This is a genomic window from Phenylobacterium sp. Root1290, assembly GCF_001425305.1.
Classification (GTDB): Bacteria; Pseudomonadota; Alphaproteobacteria; order Caulobacterales; family Caulobacteraceae; genus Phenylobacterium.
Genome location: NZ_LMEE01000001.1, coordinates 1,163,920 through 1,186,589 on the forward strand (window position 1 = coordinate 1,163,920; position 22,670 = coordinate 1,186,589).

Genomic DNA, 22,670 nt, shown 5'->3' on the forward strand with positions numbered 1-22,670 from the left:
CTATGTCTCTCCTAGCGAGGCAACAAAGGAGCGACCCCGCTGAGCCCTGACCCTGCGCCTAGAGCGCACGAAGCCCCGGTTTCCGGCGCTTCTTCCGATCCCGAGGCGAAGATTGTCGCCCTGGGAGAACTGATCCTGCAACGCCTGGACGACGATCAGGCGCAGGACGTTGTCTTCATCGACCTGAAAGGCAAGAGCGCCGTCGCCGACGCGTTGATCGTGGCGTCCGGGCGTTCGCACCGTCATGTCGGCGCCATGGCCGATCACCTGCTGCGCGCCCTCAAGGAAGAGGGCCTCGGCAAGGCTCGCGTCGAGGGCCTGCCGCACTGCGACTGGGTCCTGATCGATACCGGCGACGTGATCGTCCACCTGTTCCGTCCGGAAGTGCGCCAGTTCTACAACATCGAGAAGATCTGGGCGGTCGATGCGCCGCACCGCACGCCGACGAGCTAACGCCTGAAAGTCACGATTCTCGCGGTGGGCCGCCTGCCGCGCTCGCCGGAAGTCGAGCTCGTGAAGCTCTATGTCGACCGCGCCACCGCGGCCGGCCGTTCGCTGGGCCTCGGTCCCGTTGAGGTGATCGAGGTCGAGTCCCGCAAGCCCGGCAAGGGCCCAGAGGCCGAGGTGTTGCGGCCGCACCTCGAAGGCGCTCACGTCATCGCCTGCGACGAACACGGAACGGCCAGGGCCTCGCGCGCCTTCGCCGGCGAGATCGCGCGCCTGCGCGACGACGGCGCGCGCCGGCTGGTGTTCGTGATCGGCGGCGCCGACGGCCTGGATCCGGCCCTGCTCGCCGCTGCTAACGGCAAGCTGGCCTTCGGGCCCCAGACCTGGCCCCACGCCATGGCCCGCGCCATGCTGGCCGAGCAGATCTACCGCGCGGTCACCATCCTGGCCGGCAGCCCCTATCATCGCGATTGAGAGGGCGCGGCGTGCGGTCTATCCCTGGTCCGATGATCCGCCGCGGCGTCCTTCTTCCCGCCACCTGCGCGCTCGCCGCAACCCTGACGGCCGGCGCCTTGGCCTATGCGGCCACCGGCGACAAAATGCGGCTGGAGCGGCTGAACGTCCGCGAGACGGTGCTGAACGCCGAACAGGGCCGCAACCTCAACCGCATGGCCCGGCTGCTCACCGCCCTGGCCCAGTTCCGTCGCGATCCGCCCCCCGCCCTGCTGGTCAGCCCCGGCGACGCCACCGACGCCGTGCGCGCGGCCATCCTGGTCAAGGCCGTGACCCCCGAACTGCAGAAGCGCGCCAGGCTCTACGCCGCCGAGGCGACCGAGATCGCCCGCCAGCGACGGTTGGCCGCGGTCGCCAGCGAAGCACTGTTCACCTCGGACTCCGAGCTGGCCGAGCGCCGCGAACGCCTGGAGGCGACGCCCCCCGGCGCGGCCCCGGTGGAGAGCGGCCCGATCACACCGCCCATCCGCCTGTTGGCTCCGGTCGAGGGCAAGATCGTCCAGCGCTATGGCGATGAATTGACCGGCGGCGGGCAGGCCTCGGGCGTCACCCTCGCCGCCCAGAACGGCGCCAGCGTCGCGGCCCCGGACGCCGGCCTCGTCCAGTTTGTAGGCCCCGTTAAGGGCTGGGGGGTCATATTGATATTGCGGCTGGCCGGTGGCTACCATCTGGTGTTGGCTGGCCTTGACCGAACGAGCGTCGGGGTCGGTCAATCAGTCGCGGCGGGCGCGCCTGTCGGGTGGATGACGGATGGACGAAACTCCCCATCTGAACTCTATCTGGAGGTCCGTGAACGCGGGGCCCCGGTCGACCCGGCCAGATGGCTGGACGGGTTGAGCTAAAAATACGAACCAATTCCGCCGGATTCATCGCGGAACATCGGTTCAGGAATTCCGGTGCGGCGCCGTTTCGTCGCCAAGGGAGGCTGTTAGGCCTGACATGCGTAAGTACATCCTGATCGGGGCTTCGGCCTTCGTGCTCGGCGCCGGCTCCATGGCCTATGTGAGCCAGCAGGCCCTCGCCTCGGCCCAGGCGCCGAAGGTGAAGACCTACAAGATGCTCGAGCTGTTCGGCGACGTGCTCGACACCGTCGAGCGCCAGTACGTCACCGAGGTCGACGATCAGAAACTGATCGAGGCGGCCATCGACGGCATGCTGACCTCGCTCGATCCGCACTCAGGCTATCTGAACCCCGACTCCTTCGACGACATGCGCGATCAGACGCGCGGCGAGTACGGCGGCCTCGGCCTCGAGGTCACCAGCGAAGAAGGCGTGGTCAAGGTCATCTCGCCGATGGACGGCACGCCCGCCTTCAAGGCCGGCGTGAAGCCCGGCGACTTCATCACCGCCGTCAACGGCGAGAGCGTGCTGGGCCTGTCGGTCAACGAGGCCGTCAAGCAGATGCGCGGCAAGCCGGGCGAGGCGGTCACCCTGACCATCGCGCGCGAGAAGTCCGATCCCTTCGACGTGAAGATCGTCCGCGAGGTGATCAAGCCCAAGTCCGCCACCGCCAAGATGGAAGGCGACTACGGCTACCTGCGCGTCTCCGGCTTCAACGAAAAGACCACCGACGAGGCCGAGGCGGCCTTGGCCGAACTGCGCGCCAAGAACCCGAAGATGAAGGGCCTGGTCCTCGACCTGCGCAACAACCCGGGCGGCCTGCTCGACCAGGCGGTCGGCATCTCCGACATGTTCCTCGAAGGCGGCGAGATCGTCTCCCAGCGCGGCCGCGATCCGCGCGACATCGAACGCTACAACGCCCGCGCCGGCGACGTGACCGGCGGCCTGCCCATGGTGGTGCTGGTTAACTCCGGCTCGGCCTCGGCCGCGGAGATCGTGGCTGGCGCCCTGCAGGACCGCAAGCGCGCCGAAGTGGTCGGCCTGACCACCTTCGGCAAGGGTTCGGTGCAAACCGTGATCCCGCTGCGCGGCGGCATGGACGGCGCGCTGAAACTGACCACGGCGCGCTACTACACCCCGGCCGGCCGCTCGATCCAGAAGACCGGCATCGAGCCCGACCTGGAGGTCGCCGAAACCCGCGACCAGGCCCAGCGCATCGCCAACCGCGCCTTCCAGTTCTCGGAAGCCTCGTTCCGCAACGCGCTGAACGCCGAAGAAGGCAAGGCCCGCCGCGGCGCCCACATCCCGGCCGAAGCCCCGCCGACGAGCTTCGATGAGTCCAAGGGCGACTTCCAGCTGGCCCGCGCGATGGACGTTTTGAAGTACGGATCGGTGGCCGCCACGCCCAAGCTGCCGAAGCCCGAACCGAAGATGGCTGCGGTGGTGTCGCCGAAGGGCGCGCCGGTTCTGGAAAAAGCCTCTCCAGACAAGAAGTAAGCGGCTCGAACCCAGCGCCGAAGGTTAACGGAATCGGCGCTGGCGTTCACTGTATAAGTCGTTTGTTAACCATATTCGCGGACGCTCCAATGCCGGAACGTTCCGTGATCATGTGATGTTTTCAAAGAAGCACCTCGCACCTGCGGTCGCCGCACCGGCGCCTGCTCCGCCGATTTCCGAGGCGGCGCTGCGCGCCCTCGCGAACCCCTATGTCGGCGCCGGCGCCGCGGGGGGTCTGTTCCTGATCGTCCTGCTGGCCCTGGTCGCCTTGATCGGCGACCCTAAGGCCAGTTCGCCGGTCGTGCGGCTCTCGCTGGCCAAGATCGGCAGCGAGGCCACGCCCGACGGCTGGCGCGAAGCCATGGCCCGCGCCACCGGCCAGCCCGCCGTCACCGAAGACATCTTCCGCCTGTCCGAGACCCCGATTGGGGCCGATGGCGCGCTCGGCGAGGCGACCATCACCATGCAGGGCGGCGGCGCCTTCCATGCCGCCGATCCGCTGCCCCAGGCGCCGCTGGCCGGCTTCCACGCCCAGGGCCCCAGCGGGCCTCTGCCGATCATCGCCGCCAACGGCAAGACCCCGGCCGAGGCCTATGCCCGCCCCTTCGTCCCCAACGGCCGGCCCAAGGTCGCCCTGGTGGTCGGCGGGCTTGGCCTCAACGCCGCCGCCACCCGCCAGGCGATCGACAACCTGCCCCCCGAAATCACCCTCTCCTTCGTGCCCTACGCCGAGGGCCTGCAGGGCTGGATCGACCTGGCCCGCGCCGCCGGCCACGAGGTGCTGCTGGAAGCGCCCATGGAGCCCACCGACTATCCGGACAACGACCCGGGCCCCTACACGCTGCTGGCCGACGCCCCAGGCTCGGAGACGGTCAAGAAGCTGGAGTGGGTGCTTTCGCGCGCCACCGGCTATTTCGGCGTGACCAACTATCTCGGCTCGCGGTTCATGACCTCCGACGCCGGCATGAACGCCTTCACGACCGCCCTACGCGGCCGCGGGCTGGCCTTTATCGACGACGGCCAGGCCGCGCGCCGTGTCGGCCCGATGCGCGCCTCGGCCACCCGCATCATCGACGAGCAGCTCTCCGGCGAGGCGATCGACCAGCAGCTGCTGGCCGTCGAGGCCGGCGCTCTGCAGCACGGCCAGGCTCTGGGATCGGGCTTCGCCTATCCCGTGACGCTGTCGCAGGTCGCAAAATGGGCTGAATCGGTCGAATCTCGAGGTTATCAGCTGGCTCCGGCTTCCGCTTTGACCTCACGTCGCTAAATGGATTGAGATGACCGACCTGTCCGCCTATCGCCCGAACGTGGGAGTGGTGCTCTTCCACCCCGATGGACGCGTGTGGCTGGGCCGGCGGTGCCAGACCCCCGAGCCCTACAACTGGCAGTTCCCCCAGGGCGGCGTCGACGCAGGCGAGGATCTCTACGTCGCCGCCCGCCGCGAACTGGCCGAGGAAACCGGCGTCGTCACCACCACCCTGCTCGGCCGCACCGACGGCTGGCTGGCCTACGACTTCCCGCCCGGCCACAACGGCTCGAAGATCGCCAAGGGCTGGAAGGGCCAGCGGCAGGTCTGGTTCGCGCTGCGTTTCGACGGCCATGAGAGCGAGATCGACCTCAGCGGCGACGGCCATCCGGAATTCGACGCCTGGCGCTGGGGCGGCCTCGACGAGGCGCCCGGCCTGGTCGTGCCGTTCAAGAAGGCGATCTACGAGACCGTGGTCCGCGCCTTCCAAGTCTTCACGGGCCAGCCCGGCCGCGCGGCCTGAATACGGCGTCCTACGACATGACCACATCCCCAGCGCCGATCGTCATGGTGCACGGCGCGTTCTGCGGCGGTTGGGCGTTCGAGCACTTCCGCGGCCCGTTCGAGGCCGCCGGCCATCACGTCCTGGCCCCTGACCTCCGCGGACATGCCGCCGGCGACGGCGCTCATGCCGTGGTCGGGGTTTCGATCACCGACTATGCCCGCGACGTCGCGCGCCTGTGCGCCAGCCTCGACGAGGCGCCGATCCTGGTCGGCCACTCCATGGGCGGTTTGGTCTGCGCGCTGGCCGCCGGCCGCACCCCGGTGCGCGCCATGGTGCTGCTGGCCCCGTCCGCGCCCTGGGGCGTGGCGGCCTCGTCGATGGAAGAGGCGATCACCGCCTTCGGCCTGCACGCGCTCGGACCGTTCTGGGCGCAGTCGGTCGCGCCCGACAAGGGCCTCGCCCGCCGCTACAGCCTCGACCGCATGGCCGGCGACGCACGGGAAGCCGTGACCGCCCGCATGCGCCCGGAAAGCGGCCGGGCGCTGTGGGAGACCCTGAACTGGTGGCTCGACCCGTTCATGACCACCAGCGTCGGCGCCCTGCGCGCGCCTTGCCTGGTGATCGGCGGCGAGCGCGACATCGTGCACCCGCCGGCGACCGTGCGCCAGACCGCCACGCGCCTGGGCGCCGAGTTCATCCAGGCCCCGGGCATGAGCCACTGGCTGGTCGCCGAACCCGGCTGGCAGGAAATCACCGAGATCGCCCAGGGTTGGCTGGAAGCCGTCGGCCAGACGGCCTAGCCCTACTTCGTCCCCAGCACCTTCCTCAGGAACACGATCTCGCTGGCGCGGACCGCCTCGGTGTTCTGCTTTTTGCTGACCCCGTGGCCCTCGTCCAAGGCCAGCACGTACCAGACCTCGGTGCCCTGGGCGCGCAGGCGCGCGACCATCTGCTCGGACTCCGACTGCGGCACGCGCGGATCGTTGGCGCCCTGATAGATCATCATCGGCTTCTTCATCTTCGCGCTCATGTTGAGCGGCGAGATCTTGTCGAACACGGCCGCCATCTTCGGGTCGCGCTCGTCGCCGTACTCCGCCCGCCGCAGGTCGCGGCGATAGCCCTCGGTGTTCTCCAGGAAGGTCTTCCAGTTGGAGATGCCGTAGAGGTCGATCGCCCCAGCGATGCGGTCGTTGTAGTGCGCCGCCACCGCCAGCGACATGTAGCCGCCGTACGACTGGCCCACGACCGCGACGCGGCTGGCGTCGAGATCCGGCTGCGTGGCGATCCAGTCCAGCAGCGCGCCGATGTCCTTGACCGAGTCCTCGCGCTTCTCGGCGTTGTCGAGGTCGAGATAGGTCTTCCCGTAGCCGGTCGAGCCGCGGACGTTCGGAATGATCACCGCCGCGCCGACCTCGTTCACCCACGACTGGCGGCGCGGGTTGAAGTTCGGCTGCTCCTGGCCTTCCGGCCCGCCGTGAATCTGGATGACCACAGGCAGCTTCTCGCCGGCCTTGGCGGCCGGCTTGTAGATGAAGGCGGGGATCGAACGCTTGTCGAAGGTCGGGTAGCGGAACAATGTCGGCTCGACCAGCTTGGCCGGGTCCAGGCCGCCCAGCTCGCTCTGCGTCCAGCGCACCAGCTTCTGGTCGGCCAGGGCGAAGCTCCAGACGTCGCCCGACGAGGTGGAGGTCGAGAGGCTCAGGCCCAGTTGCTTGCCGTCCGGCGAGAAGCCGAGACCGGTCAGCACGCCCTGCGGCAGGGCCGGCGTCGGCAGCTGCTTGCCAGTGGCGACTTCGCGGAGGACGATCTTCGAATAGCCTTCCTCGTTGACCGTAGAGGCGATGAGCGCGCCGTCGGGGGACAGGTCGAAGGCCTCAGCCGACCACTTCGCGCCCGGCTCCAGGTCGCGGACGGCGCCGGTGGCGATGTTCAGCACGACGGGGCGGGCCATGTCGGCCTTGTCGTCGGAGAGCATCACCACGCCGGTCCCGTCGGCGGTGAAGGCGCCGCCCTGGTATCCGATCTTGCGACCCGCGGGACCGACCGGCTTCAGGGCTCCGCTGGCGATGTCGAGGACGAACAGCTCGACGAATGTCGCGGAGTTGTAGCGGCTCACCAGCAGCGACTTGCCGTCAGGGGCGAAGTCCAGCACCGCCAGCGCACCCTGGCCCTCGTGGACCACGCGGCGGCTCTCCGGCCGGGCCGGATCGGCCAGCAGGATGTCGTAGTTAGGGTCGCCAGGGGTCACCTGGCTCCAGGCGACCAGCTTGCCGTCGCCGGAGAAGGTGAAGTTCGCATTGCGGGTCTTCGGCGCGGTGAGTTGCACCTCGGCCCCGGTCAGGCCGCGGAGGTAGGCCTGATAGTACTCGGCGCCCCCGACGTCGCGCGGATAGACGAACCGCGCCTGGCCGGGCTGGGCCTTGGCGCTGTTCACCGGCTCGGGGAAGAAGGTCAACTGGGTGCGGGCCGCGCCGGGCGCCGCCACATGGTGGATCTGGTTCACGTCGCCGAATCGGGTGGCGATCAGGATCGAGCCATCGTCCAGCCAGTCTTCGAACACGGCCGAGCGGGCGTTGTAGTAGGGCGCGAGCGCGGCCTTCAGCTCCGCCGGAGTCTCCGGGACGTTGTCGTAAACAATCTGGCCCGCCTGGCGCTTGGCCAGGTCGGCGGCGGGCGCCGAGCCCGCAAAGGCGAAGGCGAGGACGGTGCCAAGCAGCAGGGCGCGCGTCGTCATCAGGAAGCAACTCCAAACAGTCGAGGTTGGAGCGGACCCTGGCGGCGCCGGGCGGCGCCCGTCAATCAGAGATCATTGCGTCGGCGAGGCCAGAAACTTCAGGCCGAGAATGCCGCTGACGATCAGGCCGACGCAAACCAGCCGTGCGACCGTGGCCGGCTCCTTGAAGAGCACGATGCCGAGGATGACGGTGCCGACCGCGCCGATACCGGTCCAGACCGCATAGGCGGTGCCCAGCGGCAGCGACTTCACCGCCAGGCCCAGCAGGGCCATCGAGGCGATGAGGCTGACGCCGGTGAAGATGGTCGGCCACAGCTTGGTGAAACCGTCCGTGTACTTGAGCCCCACGGCCCAGCCGATCTCGCAGATTCCGGCGATGAACAAGATGACCCAAGGCATGGCCGCCGCTCCTATGCTGCGGGGGTCGTCCCCGGAAAAAGCAAAGGCGCGGAGGTCATCCCCCGCGCCCGATGCTGGATAGGACGCCCGTCGCCGGGCGTCACTGGCGATCCCTAGAACTTGCGTTCCGAGTAGAGGACTTCGCCCAGGTCGGCGTTCTTGCCGGCGGGCGAGCCGTCCGGCTTCTTCAGTTGCAGGAACACCAGGCCGATCGATTCCTTGTCGGTGAAGTATTCCCACGAGTTGGTGATGCGCTTGAAATCGGTGGCCGGGACGAAGTCGTTCCGCTGCTGCACCAGCTCGGGCTTATGCAGGAACGAGAAGATGTTCAGGCCGACGATGATCGGCTTCTCGCCGTTGATCGCGTAGCTGAGCGTCAGGCGGCAGACGTCCTTGTTGGAGCCCTGCGGCCAGATTGTGATGGTGTAGGGCTTCTCGACCAGCGTGCCGACATAGGTCCCCTCGCGCTTGTTCAGCTTGTAGCCGGCCATGCCGCCGGCCAGGGCCTTGAAGTCGCCGCCCTTCACGAGCGGTTTGCAGACGCGGTTGATGACGTCGATGATCTGACCTTCGGGGCCGGTGGTCGGCAGCACGTAGGACTTTTCCTCGGCGGCCGGGGCGGCCGGCGCAGCTTCGGGAGCGGCGGGCGCGGCTTCGGGAGCGGCGGGCGCGGCTTCCGGCGCGGGCGCGGCCGGCGGCGCCTCAGGCGCGGTTTGGGCGTGGGCCGCCGTGGCGAGGCCGGCGAGAGCAATCAGACTGACGATGGCGGTGCGCATGGCGAATTCCCTAACTAAAGCTTGGCGCATAACACTCGAAACAGGCCGTCCCTCGCAACCCCTCTAGCGCAGCAATTGGGCCTATCGGTGGCGATTCCTCGCCTGGCGCCCCTCGGCGACGCGCCGCCAGGGGCTGCGGACATGAAAAAGGCCCCGGCGCCAGGCGGCGACGGGGCCTTGATCGGTAGGTCGTGACCTGAGCTTAGGCCGCCACTTCCGTGGCTTGCTCGGCCAGGATGGTCAGGCCGTCAGGCGTCACGTCGGCGAAACCGCCTTCGATCGCGAAGATCTTCACGGCGCCGCCGCTGTAGACCTTCACCTGCCCGACCTTCAGCGTGGTCATGAAGGGCGCGTGATCGGCCAGCACCCCGAAGTCGCCTTCCGTCCCCGGCGCGTCGACTTGGTCGACATCGCCCGAGAACAGTTCGCGCTCCGGAGAGACCAGCGAGAAGTGAAGCTTGCCAGCCATCGCTCTTAGGCTTCCGCCGCCAGCTTTTCGGCCTTGGCCACCGCGTCTTCGATGGTGCCGACGTTGTAGAAGGCCGCTTCCGGCAGGTGGTCGTACTCACCGTCCACGACCGCCTTGAAGGAGCGGATCGTGTCTTCCAGGCTCACGAAGATGCCCGGCATGTTGGTGAACTGCTCGGCCACGTGGAACGGCTGGCTGAGGAACTTCTGGATCTTCCGGGCGCGGGCCACGGTCAGCTTGTCCTCTTCCGACAGCTCGTCCATGCCCAGGATGGCGATGATGTCCTTCAGGGCCTTGTAGGCCTGCAGGGTTTCCTGGACGCGGCGGGCCACGGCGTAGTGCTCGTCGCCGATCACCAGCGGGTCCATGATCCGCGAGGTCGAGTCCAGCGGGTCCACGGCCGGGAAGATGGCCTGGGCGGCGATGTCACGCGACAGAACGGTGGTGGCGTCCAAGTGGGCGAACGAAGCGGCCGGGGCCGGGTCGGTCAGGTCGTCGGCGGGAACGTAGATGGCCTGGACCGAGGTGATCGAACCCTTGGAGGTCGAGGTGATGCGCTCCTGCAGGTTACCCATCTCGGTGGCCAGGGTGGGCTGATAGCCCACGGCCGACGGGATACGGCCGAGCAGCGCGGACACTTCCGAGCCGGCTTGGGTGAAGCGGAAGATGTTGTCGATGAAGAGGAGCACGTCCTTGCCCTCTTGGTCGCGGAAGTACTCGGCCTGGGCCAGGCCGGTCAGCGCGACCCGGGCGCGGGCGCCGGGGGGCTCGTTCATCTGGCCGTAGACCAGGGTGCAACGGCTGTCGCCGCCGCCGCCGGGCTGGTTCACGTTCGACTCGATCATCTCGTGATAGAGGTCGTTGCCTTCGCGGGTGCGTTCACCAACGCCGGCCAGCACGGAGTAACCGCCGTACGCCTTGGCGATGTTATTGATCAGCTCCTGCATGGTCACGGTCTTGCCCACGCCGGCGCCGCCGAACAGGCCGATCTTGCCGCCCTTGGTGTAGGGGCAGAGCAGGTCGATGACCTTGATGCCGGTGACCAGCACTTCGGCCGCCGTCGATTGCTCGGCGAAGCTCGGGGCCTCGCGGTGGATCGGGGCGTAGAACTGGGTGTTGATCGGGCCCGCTTCGTCGATCGGATCGCCGATGACGTTCATGATGCGGCCCAGGGTCGCCGGGCCGACCGGCACGGTGATCGAGCGGCCGGTGTCGGTCACGGGCTGGCCGCGGGTCAGACCCTCGGTGGTGTCCATGGCGATCGTGCGGACGGTGTTCTCACCCAGGTGCTGGGCGACTTCCAGCACCAGGCGGAACGGCGCGCCGGTGCGCTGGTCGGTGTTGGTGGTTTCCAGCGCGTTCATGATCGCCGGCAGGTGGCCGACGAACTCGACGTCGACGACGGCGCCGATGATCTGCGAGATGCGGCCGGTGGCGATGCCGGCGACGGCGGCCGGAGCGGCGGTCGTCTTCTTGGCGGCGGCGGGAGCCTTCGGAGCAGCGGCCTTCGGCGCGGCCTTGACGGCGGCGGCCTTCGGCGCGGCGGCCGCCTTCGGGGCGGCGGGCTTCTTGGCGGGAGCCTTGGGGGTCGTAGCCATGGGTTCGGACTCTTTCGGGTTAGAGCGCTTCGGCGCCGGAGATGATCTCGATCAGCTCCTTGGTGATCTGCGCCTGGCGTGAACGGTTATATTGCAGGGTCATGCTGGCGATCATGTCGCCGGCGTTGCGGGTGGCGTTGTCCATCGCCGTCATCTGGGAGGCGTAGAACCCGGCCTGGTTCTCGAGCATCGCCGACAGCACCTGAACGGTCAGGTTCCGCGGCAGCAGGGTTTCGAGGATGTCCTCTTCGCCCGGCTCGTACTCGTAGGCCGCGCCCTTCAGGTCGACGGTCGCGCCGCCGTCCTGAACCTGGGCGGGGATCAGCTGGCTCAGGGTCGCGATCTGCGAGACCACCGACTTGAACCGGCTGAACGCCAGGGTGACGACGTCGATCTCGCCGGCTTCGAACAGCTCGGTGATCTTGTCTGCCACCGGCTGGGCGCTGGCCATCGACGGATTGCCGGCCTCGAAGAAGGCCACGATCCGATCGCCGTACTGACGCTTCAGCTGGTCACGCGCCTTCTTGCCGACGACGAGGATTTTGACGTCCTTGCCCTGGCCGATCAGCTCGTTGATCTTCTCGCGCGCGGCGCGGATGATCGAGGTGTTGAAGCCGCCGGCCATGCCGCGGTCCGAGGACGTCACGACCACCAGATGGCGGTCGCTGCGGCCCGTGCCGATCAGCAGCTTGGGGGCGCCGTCGCCCGACACCCCGGCCGCCAGGTTGGCGATGACCGAAGCCATGCGCTGGGCGTAAGGGCGGGCGTTTTGCGCAGCGTCCTGCGAACGGCGAAGTTTCGCCGCCGCCACCATCTGCATCGCCTTCGTGATCTTCTGCGTGGCTTTCACGCTTCCGATCCGATTGCGCATCTCCTTGAGGCTGGCCATCTCCTAAAGCCCCGCTGACTTACGCGAAGCTCTTGGTGAAGGCTTCGAGAGCTTCCTTCAGCTTGGCCTCGGTATCCGCCTTCAGTTCCTTGCTGGTGCGGATGGTGTCCAGGATGTCCTGGTGCTTGGAGTGCAGGCGGCCCAGCAGTTCGGCCTCGTAGCGGCCGACGTCGGCGGTCGCGATGCCGTCGAGGTAGCCGCGGGTGCCGGCGTAGATCACCGCCACCTGCTCTTCGACCTTCAGCGGCGAGTACTGCGGCTGCTTCAGCAGCTCGGTCAGGCGTTCGCCGCGCGCCAGCTGGCGCTGGGTGGTGACGTCGAGGTCCGAACCGAACTTCGCGAAGGCGGCCATTTCCCGATACTGGGCCAGTTCGCCCTTAATCGGACCCGAGGCTTGCTTCATCGCCTTGATCTGGGCCGAGGAGCCCACGCGGCTGACGGAGATGCCGACGTTCACGGCCGGGCGGATGCCCTGGAAGAACAGGTCGGTTTCCAGGAAGATCTGGCCGTCGGTGATCGAGATCACGTTGGTCGGAATGTAGGCCGACACGTCGTTGGCCTGGGTTTCAATGACCGGCAGGGCGGTCAGCGAGCCCGAACCGTTGTCTTCGTTCAGCTTCGCGGCGCGCTCCAGCAGGCGGCTATGCAGATAGAAGACGTCGCCCGGATAGGCTTCGCGGCCCGGCGGACGGCGCAGCAGCAGCGACATCTGGCGGTAGGCGACGGCCTGCTTGGAAAGGTCGTCGTAGATGATGACGGCGTGCATGCCGTTGTCACGGAACCACTCGCCCATGGCGCAGCCGGCGAACGGGGCCAGGAACTGCAGCGGGGCCGGTTCCGAAGCCGTAGCGGAAACGACGATGGTGTACTCCAGGGCGCCGCGCTCTTCGAGCGTCTTGACGATCTGGGCCACGGTCGAACGCTTTTGGCCGATGGCGACGTAGATGCAGTAGAGCTTGGCGCTCTCGTCATCGCCGGCGTTGATCGACTTCTGGTTCAGGATGGCGTCGATCGCGACGGCGGTCTTGCCGGTCTGACGGTCGCCAATGATCAGTTCGCGCTGGCCGCGGCCGACCGGGATCAGCGAGTCGATGGCCTTCAGGCCGGTCTGCACGGGCTCGTGCACCGACTTGCGCGGGATGATGCCCGGAGCCTTCACGTCCACGCGGCGGCGTTCGGCCACGTTCTGGATCGGGCCCTTGCCGTCGATCGGCTCGCCCAGCGGGTTGACGACGCGGCCCAGCAGGCCCTTGCCGACCGGCACGTCCACGATTTCGGCGAGGCGGCGGACTTCGTCGCCCTCGGCGATGGCGCGGTCTTCGCCGAAGATAACGACGCCGACGTTGTCCTTTTCCAGGTTCAGGGCCATGCCCTTCACGCCGGCCTTGGGGAACTCGACCATTTCGCCCGATTGGACGTTGTCGAGGCCGAAGACGCGGGCGATGCCGTCACCGACGGACAGAACCGAACCAACGTCCGAGACGTCAGCTTCTTCGCCGAAATTGGCGATCTGCGACTTGAGGATGGCCGAAATTTCGGCGGCGCGGATGTCCATGGGCTTACGCTCTCTTCAGGGCGAACTTGAGGGAGTCGAGCTTCGAACGCAGCGAAGCATCGAACAGACGGGAACCGACCTGCACCTTGATCCCGCCCAGAAGGGCCGGATCAACGCGGGTCTCGATTTCGGGGTCTTTGCCGAGCGCGGTTCGCAACGCGGCGGCGACACCCTTGGATTGGGCAGCAGTCAGCGGAATGGCCGTGGTCACCTGCGCCGAAACCGCGCCACGCGCGTCCGCCGTCAGGGATTCAAAAGCCGTGATCACCGCCGGCAAGACCGAGGCGCGGCCGTTGGCGGCCAGCAGTCCCAGGAACTTGCGGGTGGTGGGATTGAGCTTCGCTTTTGCGCCAAGGGCGGCCAAAGCCTTGCCCTTGTCGTCGGCGCTGAACGCCGGCGAAGCCAGCAAGGTCCGCAGGTCCTTGCTGTCGGCGCTCATCTTTTTCAGCGCCTTGAGGTCGGCCTCGACGGCCGACAATTTCTTTTCATCGTTCGCGAGATCGAACAGGGCTTGTGCATATCTGCTGCCCACATTCGAAGCCTTGGAATCGTCCGCCACTTATTTTGTCCGCCCGGTGCGCGCAAAAGGCCGCAGCGAAGAAATCTCCACTGCGCCCCTAAAGGCTTGAAAGCGCTTGGAAAAGCACAATGGCCATCGAGACTGGAAAAGCCCCTGGCCCGAAGCCGCGCGCCTGATAGCACGCGATTTTCAGCGTCGCAACCAAACCAGCCGCGACACCTTGTATTATCTGGCGTTGATCCTGCGAAATACCGCCGCCCCTGTGGCCAGAACGGCGCCCTCCTCGGACAGCACCCGGCCATAGGCGAAGACCAGGGTTCGCGTGGCCCGGTCGACCCCGGCCTCCACGCTGACGCGCGCGCCAGGCGTCGCCGCGACGCCATAATCTATAGTCAGGGATACAGGCTCGGCGCCCTCGCCGGCGGCCTGCGCCAGGGCCGGTTCGAGCAGACCCGCCGCCGCCGCGGGGCCTTCGGGAAATACGGTTTGTCGGGAAACAGCTTCTTGGGTCATCGCGGCGGCTTCTTAAGCGCCGCTTGCGTCGCGGCCAAGCGCCCATAGCCCGTACATATAGAAAGACGGGCGCCGGGAGGGCCCGGCGCCCGAGTTACAGGCTCGACTAGACTAGCGGCTGGGAGGCGCGCCTAGATTTGCGCGAACCTGGAGTCCTTCAGCCTTTAGCGGTTGGCCACTTGCTGGGCCGGCAGAGCCGCCGTGTTGCATTGCTCGAGCTTGGCGGCTTCGAGCTGCTTGCGCACGCCGCCGAACGAGACGACCGCGCCGACGTTCTTGGCCACTTCCTTGCAGGTCGTGGCGCCGTAGGTGCGCGACGACGGAGCCGAGGCCAGGCAGGTGTCGCCTTCGCAGAGGAAGACGGCGCCACCGGCGATGAACTTCGTCTTTTCGGCGACGGGGGTCTGCAGCTTGGCGGTGATCGGATCGTCAGCCAGGGCCGCGCCGGCGGCGAAGGAGACGGACATCATGGCGGCGCAGGCGGCCGCGAGGGTACGGAGCTTCATCGAAAGCCCTCCAGCAATCGGGGAGAAAAGGCGAGTCCTTGCGAGACACGGCTCGGCGCAATCCGGGGTTCCGCAGCCGGTATCCCCACCGGCGGCGCGAGTTGAACTAAGCATCGCTAAGATAACAGTGTTAAGATCAGCGGCAACCGCTTTTTTCGCACCGCGGTTATGCGAAAATGCAGGGGTGCGGTTTGATGAAGGCGTTCCCATGTACGCGGGCTCGCCTTTCGCGGGCGCCTCGGCGGCGGCTGCAACCTCCTTTCGAAGGCGATTGCGCCACGCTGCGCCGTCCCGATCAAACGATGCTTTCGCCGCATGATCCGTGAGCTCTGCTCACGGAGCGCTCAAGCCGCGTCAGGCCGCCAGGCGATCATGCCCTGGGTGCGGGCTCGCACCTGCGGCGGCGCCAGACACATCGCCAGCGCCTCATAGCCTGGCGCCCCGGGATGCAGCGCCACATGCATCGGCGGGCTGTGGTTGGGCGGACAGAAGATCGCCGCCTCGCCGGCGCCGACGGCGGCCAGATCCAGGATCGCGTTCGACCGCGTCATTAGAAACAGCGGCCGCGCCCGCGGCCCACGGCGGCGCAGCCGCGCGATCAGGGCCGCCTGGGTCGCCTCGTCCAGGCCGTCCTCGACCATGTCCACCACCAGGGCGCCCTCGCCGTCCGACTCCAGTTCGGTCAGCAGGGCGACCAGGGCCGGGCTCTCCACCCCGTCATCCTCCGCCAGCCAGGCCAGCGCCGCCTCGATTCGCGTGCTCAGTCCGGGATCGGCGGCCGGCCGCTCACGCGCCGCTCCGCCGCCCAGCCGCTCCAGCCCCACGAAGCGGCCGCCCGGCAGTTCCTGCGCCAGCCGCATCGCCAACCGCGTCTTGCCGCTGCCCAGCGGGCCGACAATGAAGGTCAGCGGGTGAAGGTCGTGCAGTTCGAACCGTTCGCCGCCCCAGGGCCAGGGCAGGTCGAAGGCGACGTTGGTGGCCGACGGCGCCAGCAGCGCCGTCAGGTCGGCGACGGCGAGATCGCGCCCCGCCGCCAGCTGGGCGCGCGCCGCGCGCACGCGCTCGATCGTGCGGGTCAGATGCACGCCCTGCGCTTCCAGCGACGCCTGGTGCGCGGCCAGCGCCGGTTCCAGTTCGCGGGCGTCGCCGCCCAGCACGCGGCCGACTTGGGCCAGGCTCAGGCCCAGCGTGCGCAAGGTCGCGATCTCCCCGGCCCGCGCCATCTGCTCGGGGCCATAGGCCCGCCACCCCGCGCCGGTGCGCATCGGCGTGACCAGCCCGCGCTCTTCATAGAGCCGCAGCGCCTTGGTCGAGACGCCCAGCCGCCGGGCGGCCTCGGAAGGACTTAGGAACTGAACGGAACCGCTCACGAATCACCTCGCTGTTGCTGACCGTCGCATCCAGGGGAGCGGCCCCAGGGGCCGGGTCAAGAGAGACAAGCGCAACCGTCCTCACAGCCAAGCTTGTTCATCGCTCGTCAATCATGTCGCGCGCTTGGTGCGCATCAGCTATCTAGCCGCCTCGGGGCGGGCAATCGGCGAACTCTTTAGGACGACACATGGCTAAGTCAGGACCGGGCCCTCGCCGGCCGGCCCAGCGTACCCCGTTGCAGGCGCTCCTCTACTGGACCGCCGTCCTGGGCGTGTGGGGGCTGATCTTCGTGGTCGCCTTCTTCGCGGTGTTCGCGGTCGATCTGCCCGACACCTCCAAGCTTTATGACGTCGAGCGCCAGCCGTCGGTGTCGTATCTCGACCAGTCCGGCGCGCTGGTCGCCGTGCGCGGCAGCCAGAACACGCCGCCGGTCGATCTCGATTCGCTGCCGCCCTACGTGCCCAAGGCGTTCATCGCCATCGAGGATCGCTGGTTCTACTGGCACCCGGGCTTCAACCCCTGGGGCATCCTGCGCTCCCAAATCTACAACATGCAGAACAAGGGCGGCCCGCTGCGCGGCGGTTCGACCATCACCCAGCAGTTGGCCCGCAACCTCTTCCTGACGCCCAGCCAGAACTACCGGCGCAAGGCTCAGGAGCTGATCCTGGCCATGTGGCTGGAGGCCAAGTTCTCCAAGAAGGAGATCCTCGCCCTCTATCTGAACCGGGTCTATTTCGGCGGCGGCGCCTATGGGATCGAGGCCGCCTCGCAGCGCTATTTCGGCAAGCCCGCCTCGCAGCTGACCCTGGGCGAAAGCGCCTTGCTGGCCGGCATGATGAAGGGCCCCAGCCGCTATTCGCCGGTCTCGGCCACCGACCGCGCCGAGCGCCGCGCCACCATCGTGCTGGACGAAATGGTCCGCATCGGCGCTATCACCCCGGCCGAACGCGACGCCGCCTTCAAGACCCCGGTGCGGGTCAACCCGACCCTCGCCAACCAGCGGGCGCAGTACTTCACCGATTGGGTCGACGATCAGGTCCGCAGCCTGGTGGGCGAGCCGACCGAGGACCTGGTCGTCGAGACCACCCTCGACCTGCCGATCCAGACCGCCGCCGAGCAGGCGATCCGCAAGGGCGTGGAGGCCGGCAAGGGCCAGGGCATCGGCCAGGGGGCGCTGGTCGCCATCGACGGCGAGGGCCGCATCCGCGCCTATGTCGGCGGGGCCAACTACACCGACAGCCAGTTCGACCGCGCCACCACCGCCCGCCGCCAGGCGGGTTCGGCGTTCAAGCCGTTCGTCTATCTGGCGGCGATGGAAGCGGGGCGCACCCCCGCCGACATGGTGGTCGACGAGCCGATCAAGATCGGCAACTGGTCGCCGCGGAACTACACCAACGACTTTCGCGGGCCGATGACGCTGCAGACGGCGCTGGCCCAGTCGATCAACACCGTCGCCGCGCGGCTGGCCAACGAGGTCGGCACCGGCAACGTCGCCTCGGCCGCCCGCCGGCTCGGCATCAATTCGCATATCCAGCTCGACCCCTCGATGGCGCTGGGCGCGGTCGAGGTCAGCCCTCTGGAGATGGCCCAGGCCTATGCGCCGTTCGCCAACGGCGGGTTCCTGGCCAAGGGCTACGGAATCCAGCGGATCCGCACCGCCAGCGGCAAGATCCTCTACGACCACAGCGTCGAGAAGACCGAGCGCACTCAGGTCATCGGCACGCCGGCGCTGCAGTACATGAACCAGATGATGCGCCAGGTGGTGACCAGCGGCACGGGCACGCGCGCCAAGGTCCCCGGCTATGATCTGGCCGGCAAGACCGGCACCACCAGCGATTATCGCGACGCCTGGTTCGTCGGCTACACCGGCGGCTTCGTGGCCGCCGTGTGGGTCGGCAAGGACGACAACAAGCCGATGAAGCGGGTCAGCGGCGGCGGGGCTCCGGCCGGCATCTGGCGCGACTTCATGGGCCAGGCCCTGCCGCGCCTGAAGGTCCAGGCCATTCCCGGCGGCACGTATGAGCCGCCCGCCCCCAGCGATCCGATCGGCGACCTGGTCGACGGCATCGCCGACGCGATCGGCATCGGCGGCCAGCCGGCGCCCCAGCCGCAGGCGCCGCAGCAGAAAGCGCCGGTCGACGACATCCCGTTCTAAATCGGGCCATTCTAGATCGGCGGATCGTCGATCACCTCGGCGGTCGTCGTCGGCAAGGCTTCCGGCGCAGCCTCCAGCAAGGTCTCGATCGTCTCGGGCGGAGGCGGCGCGGCCGCCGGCGGGCCATACGGAATCGCCAGGGCCGGGCCGCGCTTGAGCGCCGTCGCCATGAACCCGCGCCACAGCTCGGCCGGCGCCCCGCCGCCCGTCACCCGCTTCATCGGCGCGCCATTGTCGTTGCCCATCCAGACCACGGTCGTGAAGCCGCCGCTGTAGCCGGCGAACCAGGCGTCCTTGTAGTCGCTGGTGGTGCCGGTCTTGCCGGCCAGGTCGTAACCCGGAATCTTCGCGCGGGTCCCGGTGCCGGCGGCGACCACGCCGCGCAGCATGCGGTTGAGATCGCTGAGCGCCGGGTTGCCGATCACGTTCGCCGCCGAGCCCGCCTTGCGCTGATAGAGCACCTGGCCGCCGACCGTGCGGATGCGCTCGATGCCGTAGGCCTGGACCCGATTGCCGCCGTTGGAAAACGCGCCATACGCCTGGGCCATCTCCAGCGGCGAGACCAGGCTGGTGCCCAGCGCCATGGCCGGGTCGGTGTTCACCGCCGAGACGACGCCCAGCCGCTTGGCGGTCGCCGCGACATTGCCGCGCCCGACCTCGTCGGCCAGCCGCACCGCCACCGTGTTGGTCGACTGCGCCACCGCCTGTTCTAGGGTCAGCGCGCCGGAGAAACCGTTGCTGTAGTTCTGCGGCGACCAGGTCCCGATGGTGATCGGTTCGTCCACCACCGCCATGTCCGGCGTGCGCCCGGCCTCCAGCGCGGTCAGATAGACGAACGGCTTCCAGGCCGAGCCCGCCTGCCGCTTGGCCGTGACCGCGCGGTTGTAGGGCGCGCTCGCATAGTCGGTCCCGCCGACCATGGCCCGCACCCGCCCCTGCCCGTCCAGCGCCACCAGCGCCGCCTGGCTGACGTCCTGTGCCTTGTAGCGCTCGACCACCGCCCGCGTCGTGCTGGCGGCCGCGACCTCCAGGCCGACGTCCAGGGTGGTCTCGACGATGACGTCCTGCTTGGGCGCCCCGACCAGCTGGCGACGCTGTCCGTCCAGCCAGTCGATGAAGTAGTTGGCCGAAGAGCTGTAGGCCCCGCCCGCCAGCTTCAGCGGCTGGGCCATGGCCTGCTTGCGCTGGGCCGGCGTGATCGCGCCGGTCTCGACCATGGCGGCCAGAACCACGTCGGCCCGCTGGGCGGCGTTCTGCGGCTCCTCGAGCGGATTGTACTTGGTCGGCGACTTCAGCACCCCGGCCAGGGTCGCGGCCTCGCGCAGGTTCAGCTTCGAGGCGCTCTTGCCGAAGTAGCGCCGCGAGGCCTGCTCGACGCCATAGGCCCCCGACCCGAAATAGACCCGGCTGAGATAGAGCCCCAGGATCTGCTTCTTGGAATAGGTCCGCTCCAGCTGGACGGCGTACATCACCTCCTTGGCCTTCCGCTCCATCGTCTGGTCGGAGGTCAGGAACAGGTTGCGGGCCAGCTGCTGGGTGATGGTCGAGGCGCCCTGCGCCGTGCGGCCCTGCTCGGCGTTCACGACGATGGCGCGGGCGATGCCGATGGCGTCGAAGCCGGTGTGCTCGTAGAAGCGCCGGTCCTCGATGGCGACGAAGGCGGCGGGCACGTAGCCGGGCAGCTTGGCGGTGTCGACCGGCGGTCCGTAGCGTCCGCCGCGCACGCCCAGCAGCGCGCCTGAGCGGTCGACATACACCACCTGCGCCTCGCGCTTGATCGGCGGAAGGGGCGGAAGTTCCGGCGCGGTCAGCGACAGCGACGCGGCGAGCGCGAGGGAGATCAAGTCTTAAGGCTCCAACGGCCGCACGCGCGGCTTACCGCGCCCTTCTCCCTCCGGTTTGGGGCGGAACCAAGATAATTCGCGGTAATCTCAGCGCCCAAAGGCGTGCAGCCGCGCCCCCTCGGCCCGCAGCCAGGCGCGGTGCGGCTTCTCGTCGCCGACCAACGCGCTGACGTGGGCCCAGAACTTCGGACCGTGGTTCAATTCCAGCAGGTGCGCGCACTCGTGCGCGGCGACGTAGTCGGCGACTTCGTAGGGCGCCAGCGCCAGCCGCCACGAGTATCGAATCGCCGCCGGCTTGCCTGGCAGGCCCGGCCGGCAAGAGCCCCAGCGCGCGCGGGCGTCCATCATGGTGACGCTGGGCAGCTTGGCCCCCAACCGCGCGCAGTGGAACGCCGTGCGCTCGGTGAACACCGCCAGCGCCTCGCGCTTGATGATGCGGATCACCGCGTTGGCGTAGGTCTCCCCCTCGCCGCGGGCCGAGATGCGCAGCGGCGTCTCCTCGGTGGCGGGATGCAGCCGCGCCGGCTTGTCGCTGGCCTCAAGGCGGCAGGGCTCGCCGAACAGGTCGATGGTCACGCCCGGCGCGATGGCCTGGCTTTGCGGCAGCTCGGCCAGCCGCTCGGCGATCCACGAGGCGCGGTCGCGCGCGAAGGCCGCCGCCTCCGGCAGCCGCCGCTGCGACGGCGCGGTGGCGATGATCTCGCGCTTGCTGCGGTCGAGGCGCAACGAAATGCGCCGCGCGCGGCTGTGAACCTTAAGGCGAACCGTGGCGCCGGCCACCTCCAGCCGGTCGCCGTCCGCAAGCGAACGGCCGAAGATACTCATGCCGTCAGACTTAAGCTGCGTCGCGGGCCTTTTCGAGAGCGCCTTCCATGCGGCGGATGAACGCCCGCACCCGCGGATAGATCTCCTCGCGGAAGCGGCGACCGTTGAACACCCCATAGTGGCCCACGTGCGGCTGCACGTAGTCCTCCTTGAAGTCGTCCGAGAGCCCGGTGCACAGCGCGTGCGCCGCCTGGGTCTGGCCGATGCCGGAGATGTCGTCGTTCTCGCCCTCGACCGTCAGCAGGCCGATGTCGCTGATCGACCCCGGCTGGATCGGCCGGCCGCGATGGATCAGCTCGCCCTTCGGCAGCAGGTACTGCTGGAACACATAGTCGATGGTCTGCAGATAGAACTCTTCCGGCAGGTCGAGCACCGACAGGTACTCGTCGTAGAACTCCAGGTGCTTCTCGGCCGCGTCGCCGTCGCCCTTCATCAGGTCCTCCAGGTAGCGCTGGTGCGCGTCCTGGTGCTTCTCGGCGTTCATCGACATGAACGAGTAGAGCTGCACGAAGCCCGGATAGACGCGGCGGCCCATGCCCGGATAGGGCGCCGGCACGGTGTCGATCATCGTCGACTTGAACCAGGCGAAGGGTTTTTCCTCGGCCAGCTTGTTGGTCACCGTCGGCGACAGCCGCGCGTCGATCGGCGAGCCCATGATGGTCATGGTCCCGGGGCGGCAATCCTCGCCGTCCTCGGCCATCAGCGCCGCGGCGGCCAGCACCGCCGGACCCGGCTGGCAGACGGCGACCACGTGCGGCCGCGGGCCGAGCTGGCGCAGCATGTCGCGGACATGGTCGACGAAGTCGTGGAAGTCGAAGCGGCCTTCCATCACCGGCACGTCGCGGGCGTTCGACCAGTCGGTGATGAACACCTCATGATCCTGCAGGAAGGCCTCGACCGTACCGCGCAGCAGCGTGGCGTAGTGGCCCGACAGCGGCGCGACGATCAGCACCGCCGGCTCCAGCTCGCGGCGTCCGGCACGGCGCATGTCGGCCATGTCGCGGTGGAAATGGATCAGCTTCACCCACGGCGAGGACCAGACCTCGTTCGGCCGCACGCGCACGCTCTTGCCGTCGATCTCGACGGAATCGATGTTCCAGGCCGGGCGCCCGTAGCGTCGGGTCAGGTTGGCGAACAGGTCCGACCCGGCGAACAGCCGTCGTCCGACCTCGGAGTCCTTGGCCGGATTGAGCGGCGACGACCAGAAGTCGCGCGTGGCCCGCGCGGCCCAGCGCAGCGGGGTGGAGGCGTAATAGCCGGCCTCATAGAGCGTGTAGAGCATCGCCGAGTCCTCTTTGCTGCGCCGCAGCATAACACGGCGGAGGTTAATCGAGTCCAGCGGCGTTGGGTCGCGGCGGTCACAAATCCGCGTTCGGGCTCGTCCAGGCGTCCATTCTCTGCGATTTTTTTCCGGCCGCCTGTCGATCCGGCCGGGGCTGGTTCGTCAATCCCAGTAGCGAGAGAACCC

22 protein-coding genes are annotated in these 22,670 nt (G+C 68.2%); 8 read left to right on the plus strand and 14 right to left on the minus strand.

Annotation, left to right across the window (positions count from 1 at the left end; all coding sequences use genetic code 11):
• Nucleotides 1-39: 39 nt before the first annotated feature.
• The 7 genes from rsfS to ASC79_RS05680 all read left to right on the plus strand — a co-directional run bounded on the left by rsfS (nucleotide 40) and on the right by ASC79_RS05680 (nucleotide 5,848).
• Entirely contained in the window at nucleotides 40-453 is a 414-nt protein-coding gene (rsfS, locus tag ASC79_RS05650; protein WP_200937135.1) for a ribosome silencing factor, read from the plus strand.
• A gap of 3 nt (nucleotides 454-456) precedes the next feature.
• The gene (rlmH, locus tag ASC79_RS05655; protein WP_056024959.1) at nucleotides 457-921 is read left to right on the plus strand and encodes a 23S rRNA (pseudouridine(1915)-N(3))-methyltransferase RlmH; all 465 of its coding nucleotides are present in this window, start codon (nucleotides 457-459) and stop codon (nucleotides 919-921) included.
• Between the two features lie 11 nt (nucleotides 922-932).
• Nucleotides 933-1,802 carry a murein hydrolase activator EnvC gene (locus tag ASC79_RS05660; protein WP_235528800.1) on the plus strand — a complete coding sequence of 290 codons (870 nt, stop codon included), beginning with the start codon at nucleotides 933-935 and terminating at the stop codon, nucleotides 1,800-1,802.
• A 97-nt stretch (nucleotides 1,803-1,899) separates the two neighbouring features.
• Nucleotides 1,900-3,297: a S41 family peptidase gene (locus ASC79_RS05665; RefSeq protein WP_056024949.1), complete on the plus strand. Its 1,398-nt coding sequence runs from the start codon at nucleotides 1,900-1,902 to the stop codon at nucleotides 3,295-3,297.
• Between the two features lie 115 nt (nucleotides 3,298-3,412).
• Entirely contained in the window at nucleotides 3,413-4,564 is a 1,152-nt protein-coding gene (locus tag ASC79_RS05670; protein WP_056024942.1) for a divergent polysaccharide deacetylase family protein, read from the plus strand.
• A gap of 10 nt (nucleotides 4,565-4,574) precedes the next feature.
• Entirely contained in the window at nucleotides 4,575-5,066 is a 492-nt protein-coding gene (locus ASC79_RS05675) for an RNA pyrophosphohydrolase (RefSeq protein ID WP_056024939.1), read from the plus strand.
• A 17-nt stretch (nucleotides 5,067-5,083) separates the two neighbouring features.
• Nucleotides 5,084-5,848: an alpha/beta fold hydrolase gene (locus tag ASC79_RS05680; protein ID WP_056024936.1), complete on the plus strand. Its 765-nt coding sequence runs from the start codon at nucleotides 5,084-5,086 to the stop codon at nucleotides 5,846-5,848.
• Nucleotides 5,849-5,850: 2 nt separating this feature from the next.
• Here the strand turns inward: ASC79_RS05680 and ASC79_RS05685 are convergent, their stop codons facing one another.
• From ASC79_RS05685 to ASC79_RS05735, 11 genes are all read right to left on the minus strand, one after another.
• Entirely contained in the window at nucleotides 5,851-7,782 is a 1,932-nt protein-coding gene (locus tag ASC79_RS05685) for an alpha/beta fold hydrolase (RefSeq protein WP_056024933.1), read from the minus strand.
• A 72-nt stretch (nucleotides 7,783-7,854) separates the two neighbouring features.
• The gene (gene sugE / locus ASC79_RS05690; protein ID WP_056024926.1) at nucleotides 7,855-8,181 is read right to left on the minus strand and encodes a quaternary ammonium compound efflux SMR transporter SugE; all 327 of its coding nucleotides are present in this window, start codon (nucleotides 8,179-8,181) and stop codon (nucleotides 7,855-7,857) included.
• A 113-nt stretch (nucleotides 8,182-8,294) separates the two neighbouring features.
• Nucleotides 8,295-8,957, minus strand: a complete 663-nt coding sequence (locus ASC79_RS05695) for a hypothetical protein (RefSeq protein ID WP_056024923.1) — start codon at nucleotides 8,955-8,957, stop codon at nucleotides 8,295-8,297.
• 202 nt (nucleotides 8,958-9,159) lie between these two features.
• On the minus strand, nucleotides 9,160-9,426 hold the full coding sequence (locus ASC79_RS05700) for an ATP synthase F1 subunit epsilon (RefSeq protein ID WP_056024920.1): 267 nt from the start codon (nucleotides 9,424-9,426) through the stop codon (nucleotides 9,160-9,162).
• Between the two features lie 5 nt (nucleotides 9,427-9,431).
• Complete coding sequence (gene atpD, locus ASC79_RS05705; RefSeq protein ID WP_056024914.1) at nucleotides 9,432-11,024, minus strand: F0F1 ATP synthase subunit beta; 1,593 nt, start codon at nucleotides 11,022-11,024, stop codon at nucleotides 9,432-9,434.
• Nucleotides 11,025-11,043: 19 nt separating this feature from the next.
• On the minus strand, nucleotides 11,044-11,913 hold the full coding sequence (locus ASC79_RS05710; RefSeq protein ID WP_056024912.1) for a F0F1 ATP synthase subunit gamma: 870 nt from the start codon (nucleotides 11,911-11,913) through the stop codon (nucleotides 11,044-11,046).
• A 19-nt stretch (nucleotides 11,914-11,932) separates the two neighbouring features.
• Nucleotides 11,933-13,468 (minus strand): F0F1 ATP synthase subunit alpha, encoded by a 1,536-nt coding sequence (gene atpA, locus ASC79_RS05715; protein WP_056024907.1) that lies wholly within the window; start codon nucleotides 13,466-13,468, stop codon nucleotides 11,933-11,935.
• Between the two features lie 4 nt (nucleotides 13,469-13,472).
• A complete protein-coding gene (locus ASC79_RS05720) occupies nucleotides 13,473-14,027 on the minus strand; it encodes a F0F1 ATP synthase subunit delta (RefSeq protein ID WP_056024905.1) in 555 nt (184 codons plus the stop codon).
• Between the two features lie 186 nt (nucleotides 14,028-14,213).
• Nucleotides 14,214-14,501, minus strand: a complete 288-nt coding sequence (locus tag ASC79_RS05725; RefSeq protein ID WP_056024903.1) for a PaaI family thioesterase — start codon at nucleotides 14,499-14,501, stop codon at nucleotides 14,214-14,216.
• 164 nt (nucleotides 14,502-14,665) lie between these two features.
• Nucleotides 14,666-15,007, minus strand: a complete 342-nt coding sequence (locus ASC79_RS05730; protein WP_056024900.1) for a hypothetical protein — start codon at nucleotides 15,005-15,007, stop codon at nucleotides 14,666-14,668.
• A gap of 344 nt (nucleotides 15,008-15,351) precedes the next feature.
• A complete protein-coding gene (locus tag ASC79_RS05735) occupies nucleotides 15,352-16,377 on the minus strand; it encodes a MerR family transcriptional regulator (protein WP_056024897.1) in 1,026 nt (341 codons plus the stop codon).
• Between the two features lie 188 nt (nucleotides 16,378-16,565).
• Here ASC79_RS05735 and ASC79_RS05740 point away from each other — a divergent pair, with 188 nt between their 5' ends.
• Complete coding sequence (locus ASC79_RS05740; protein ID WP_056106224.1) at nucleotides 16,566-18,533, plus strand: transglycosylase domain-containing protein; 1,968 nt, start codon at nucleotides 16,566-16,568, stop codon at nucleotides 18,531-18,533.
• 11 nt (nucleotides 18,534-18,544) lie between these two features.
• On the opposite strand, the gene ASC79_RS05745 is transcribed toward ASC79_RS05740, so the two are convergent.
• From ASC79_RS05745 to ASC79_RS05755, 3 genes are all read right to left on the minus strand, one after another.
• On the minus strand, nucleotides 18,545-20,377 hold the full coding sequence (locus ASC79_RS05745; protein ID WP_056024891.1) for a transglycosylase domain-containing protein: 1,833 nt from the start codon (nucleotides 20,375-20,377) through the stop codon (nucleotides 18,545-18,547).
• 87 nt (nucleotides 20,378-20,464) lie between these two features.
• Nucleotides 20,465-21,202, minus strand: coding sequence for a M48 family metallopeptidase (locus tag ASC79_RS05750; RefSeq protein ID WP_056024888.1), 738 nt, complete (start codon nucleotides 21,200-21,202; stop codon nucleotides 20,465-20,467).
• Nucleotides 21,203-21,212: 10 nt separating this feature from the next.
• The gene (locus ASC79_RS05755; protein ID WP_056025164.1) at nucleotides 21,213-22,484 is read right to left on the minus strand and encodes a polyhydroxyalkanoate depolymerase; all 1,272 of its coding nucleotides are present in this window, start codon (nucleotides 22,482-22,484) and stop codon (nucleotides 21,213-21,215) included.
• Nucleotides 22,485-22,670 lie beyond the last annotated feature (186 nt).

Coding starts and splice junctions, on each gene's coding strand:
- ASC79_RS05665 (WP_056024949.1), top strand. CDS start 1,900: ATGCGTAAGTACATCCTGATCGGGGCTTCGGCCTTCGTGCTCGGCGCC.
- ASC79_RS05670 (WP_056024942.1), top strand. CDS start 3,413: ATGTTTTCAAAGAAGCACCTCGCACCTGCGGTCGCCGCACCGGCGCCT.
- ASC79_RS05675 (WP_056024939.1), top strand. CDS start 4,575: ATGACCGACCTGTCCGCCTATCGCCCGAACGTGGGAGTGGTGCTCTTC.
- ASC79_RS05680 (WP_056024936.1), top strand. CDS start 5,084: ATGACCACATCCCCAGCGCCGATCGTCATGGTGCACGGCGCGTTCTGC.
- ASC79_RS05685 (WP_056024933.1), bottom strand. CDS start 7,782: ATGACGACGCGCGCCCTGCTGCTTGGCACCGTCCTCGCCTTCGCCTTT.
- sugE (WP_056024926.1), bottom strand. CDS start 8,181: ATGCCTTGGGTCATCTTGTTCATCGCCGGAATCTGCGAGATCGGCTGG.
- ASC79_RS05695 (WP_056024923.1), bottom strand. CDS start 8,957: ATGCGCACCGCCATCGTCAGTCTGATTGCTCTCGCCGGCCTCGCCACG.
- ASC79_RS05700 (WP_056024920.1), bottom strand. CDS start 9,426: ATGGCTGGCAAGCTTCACTTCTCGCTGGTCTCTCCGGAGCGCGAACTG.
- atpD (WP_056024914.1), bottom strand. CDS start 11,024: ATGGCTACGACCCCCAAGGCTCCCGCCAAGAAGCCCGCCGCCCCGAAG.
- ASC79_RS05710 (WP_056024912.1), bottom strand. CDS start 11,913: ATGGCCAGCCTCAAGGAGATGCGCAATCGGATCGGAAGCGTGAAAGCC.
- atpA (WP_056024907.1), bottom strand. CDS start 13,468: ATGGACATCCGCGCCGCCGAAATTTCGGCCATCCTCAAGTCGCAGATC.
- ASC79_RS05725 (WP_056024903.1), bottom strand. CDS start 14,501: ATGACCCAAGAAGCTGTTTCCCGACAAACCGTATTTCCCGAAGGCCCC.
- ASC79_RS05730 (WP_056024900.1), bottom strand. CDS start 15,007: ATGAAGCTCCGTACCCTCGCGGCCGCCTGCGCCGCCATGATGTCCGTC.
- ASC79_RS05740 (WP_056106224.1), top strand. CDS start 16,566: ATGGCTAAGTCAGGACCGGGCCCTCGCCGGCCGGCCCAGCGTACCCCG.
- ASC79_RS05750 (WP_056024888.1), bottom strand. CDS start 21,202: ATGAGTATCTTCGGCCGTTCGCTTGCGGACGGCGACCGGCTGGAGGTG.
- ASC79_RS05755 (WP_056025164.1), bottom strand. CDS start 22,484: ATGCTCTACACGCTCTATGAGGCCGGCTATTACGCCTCCACCCCGCTG.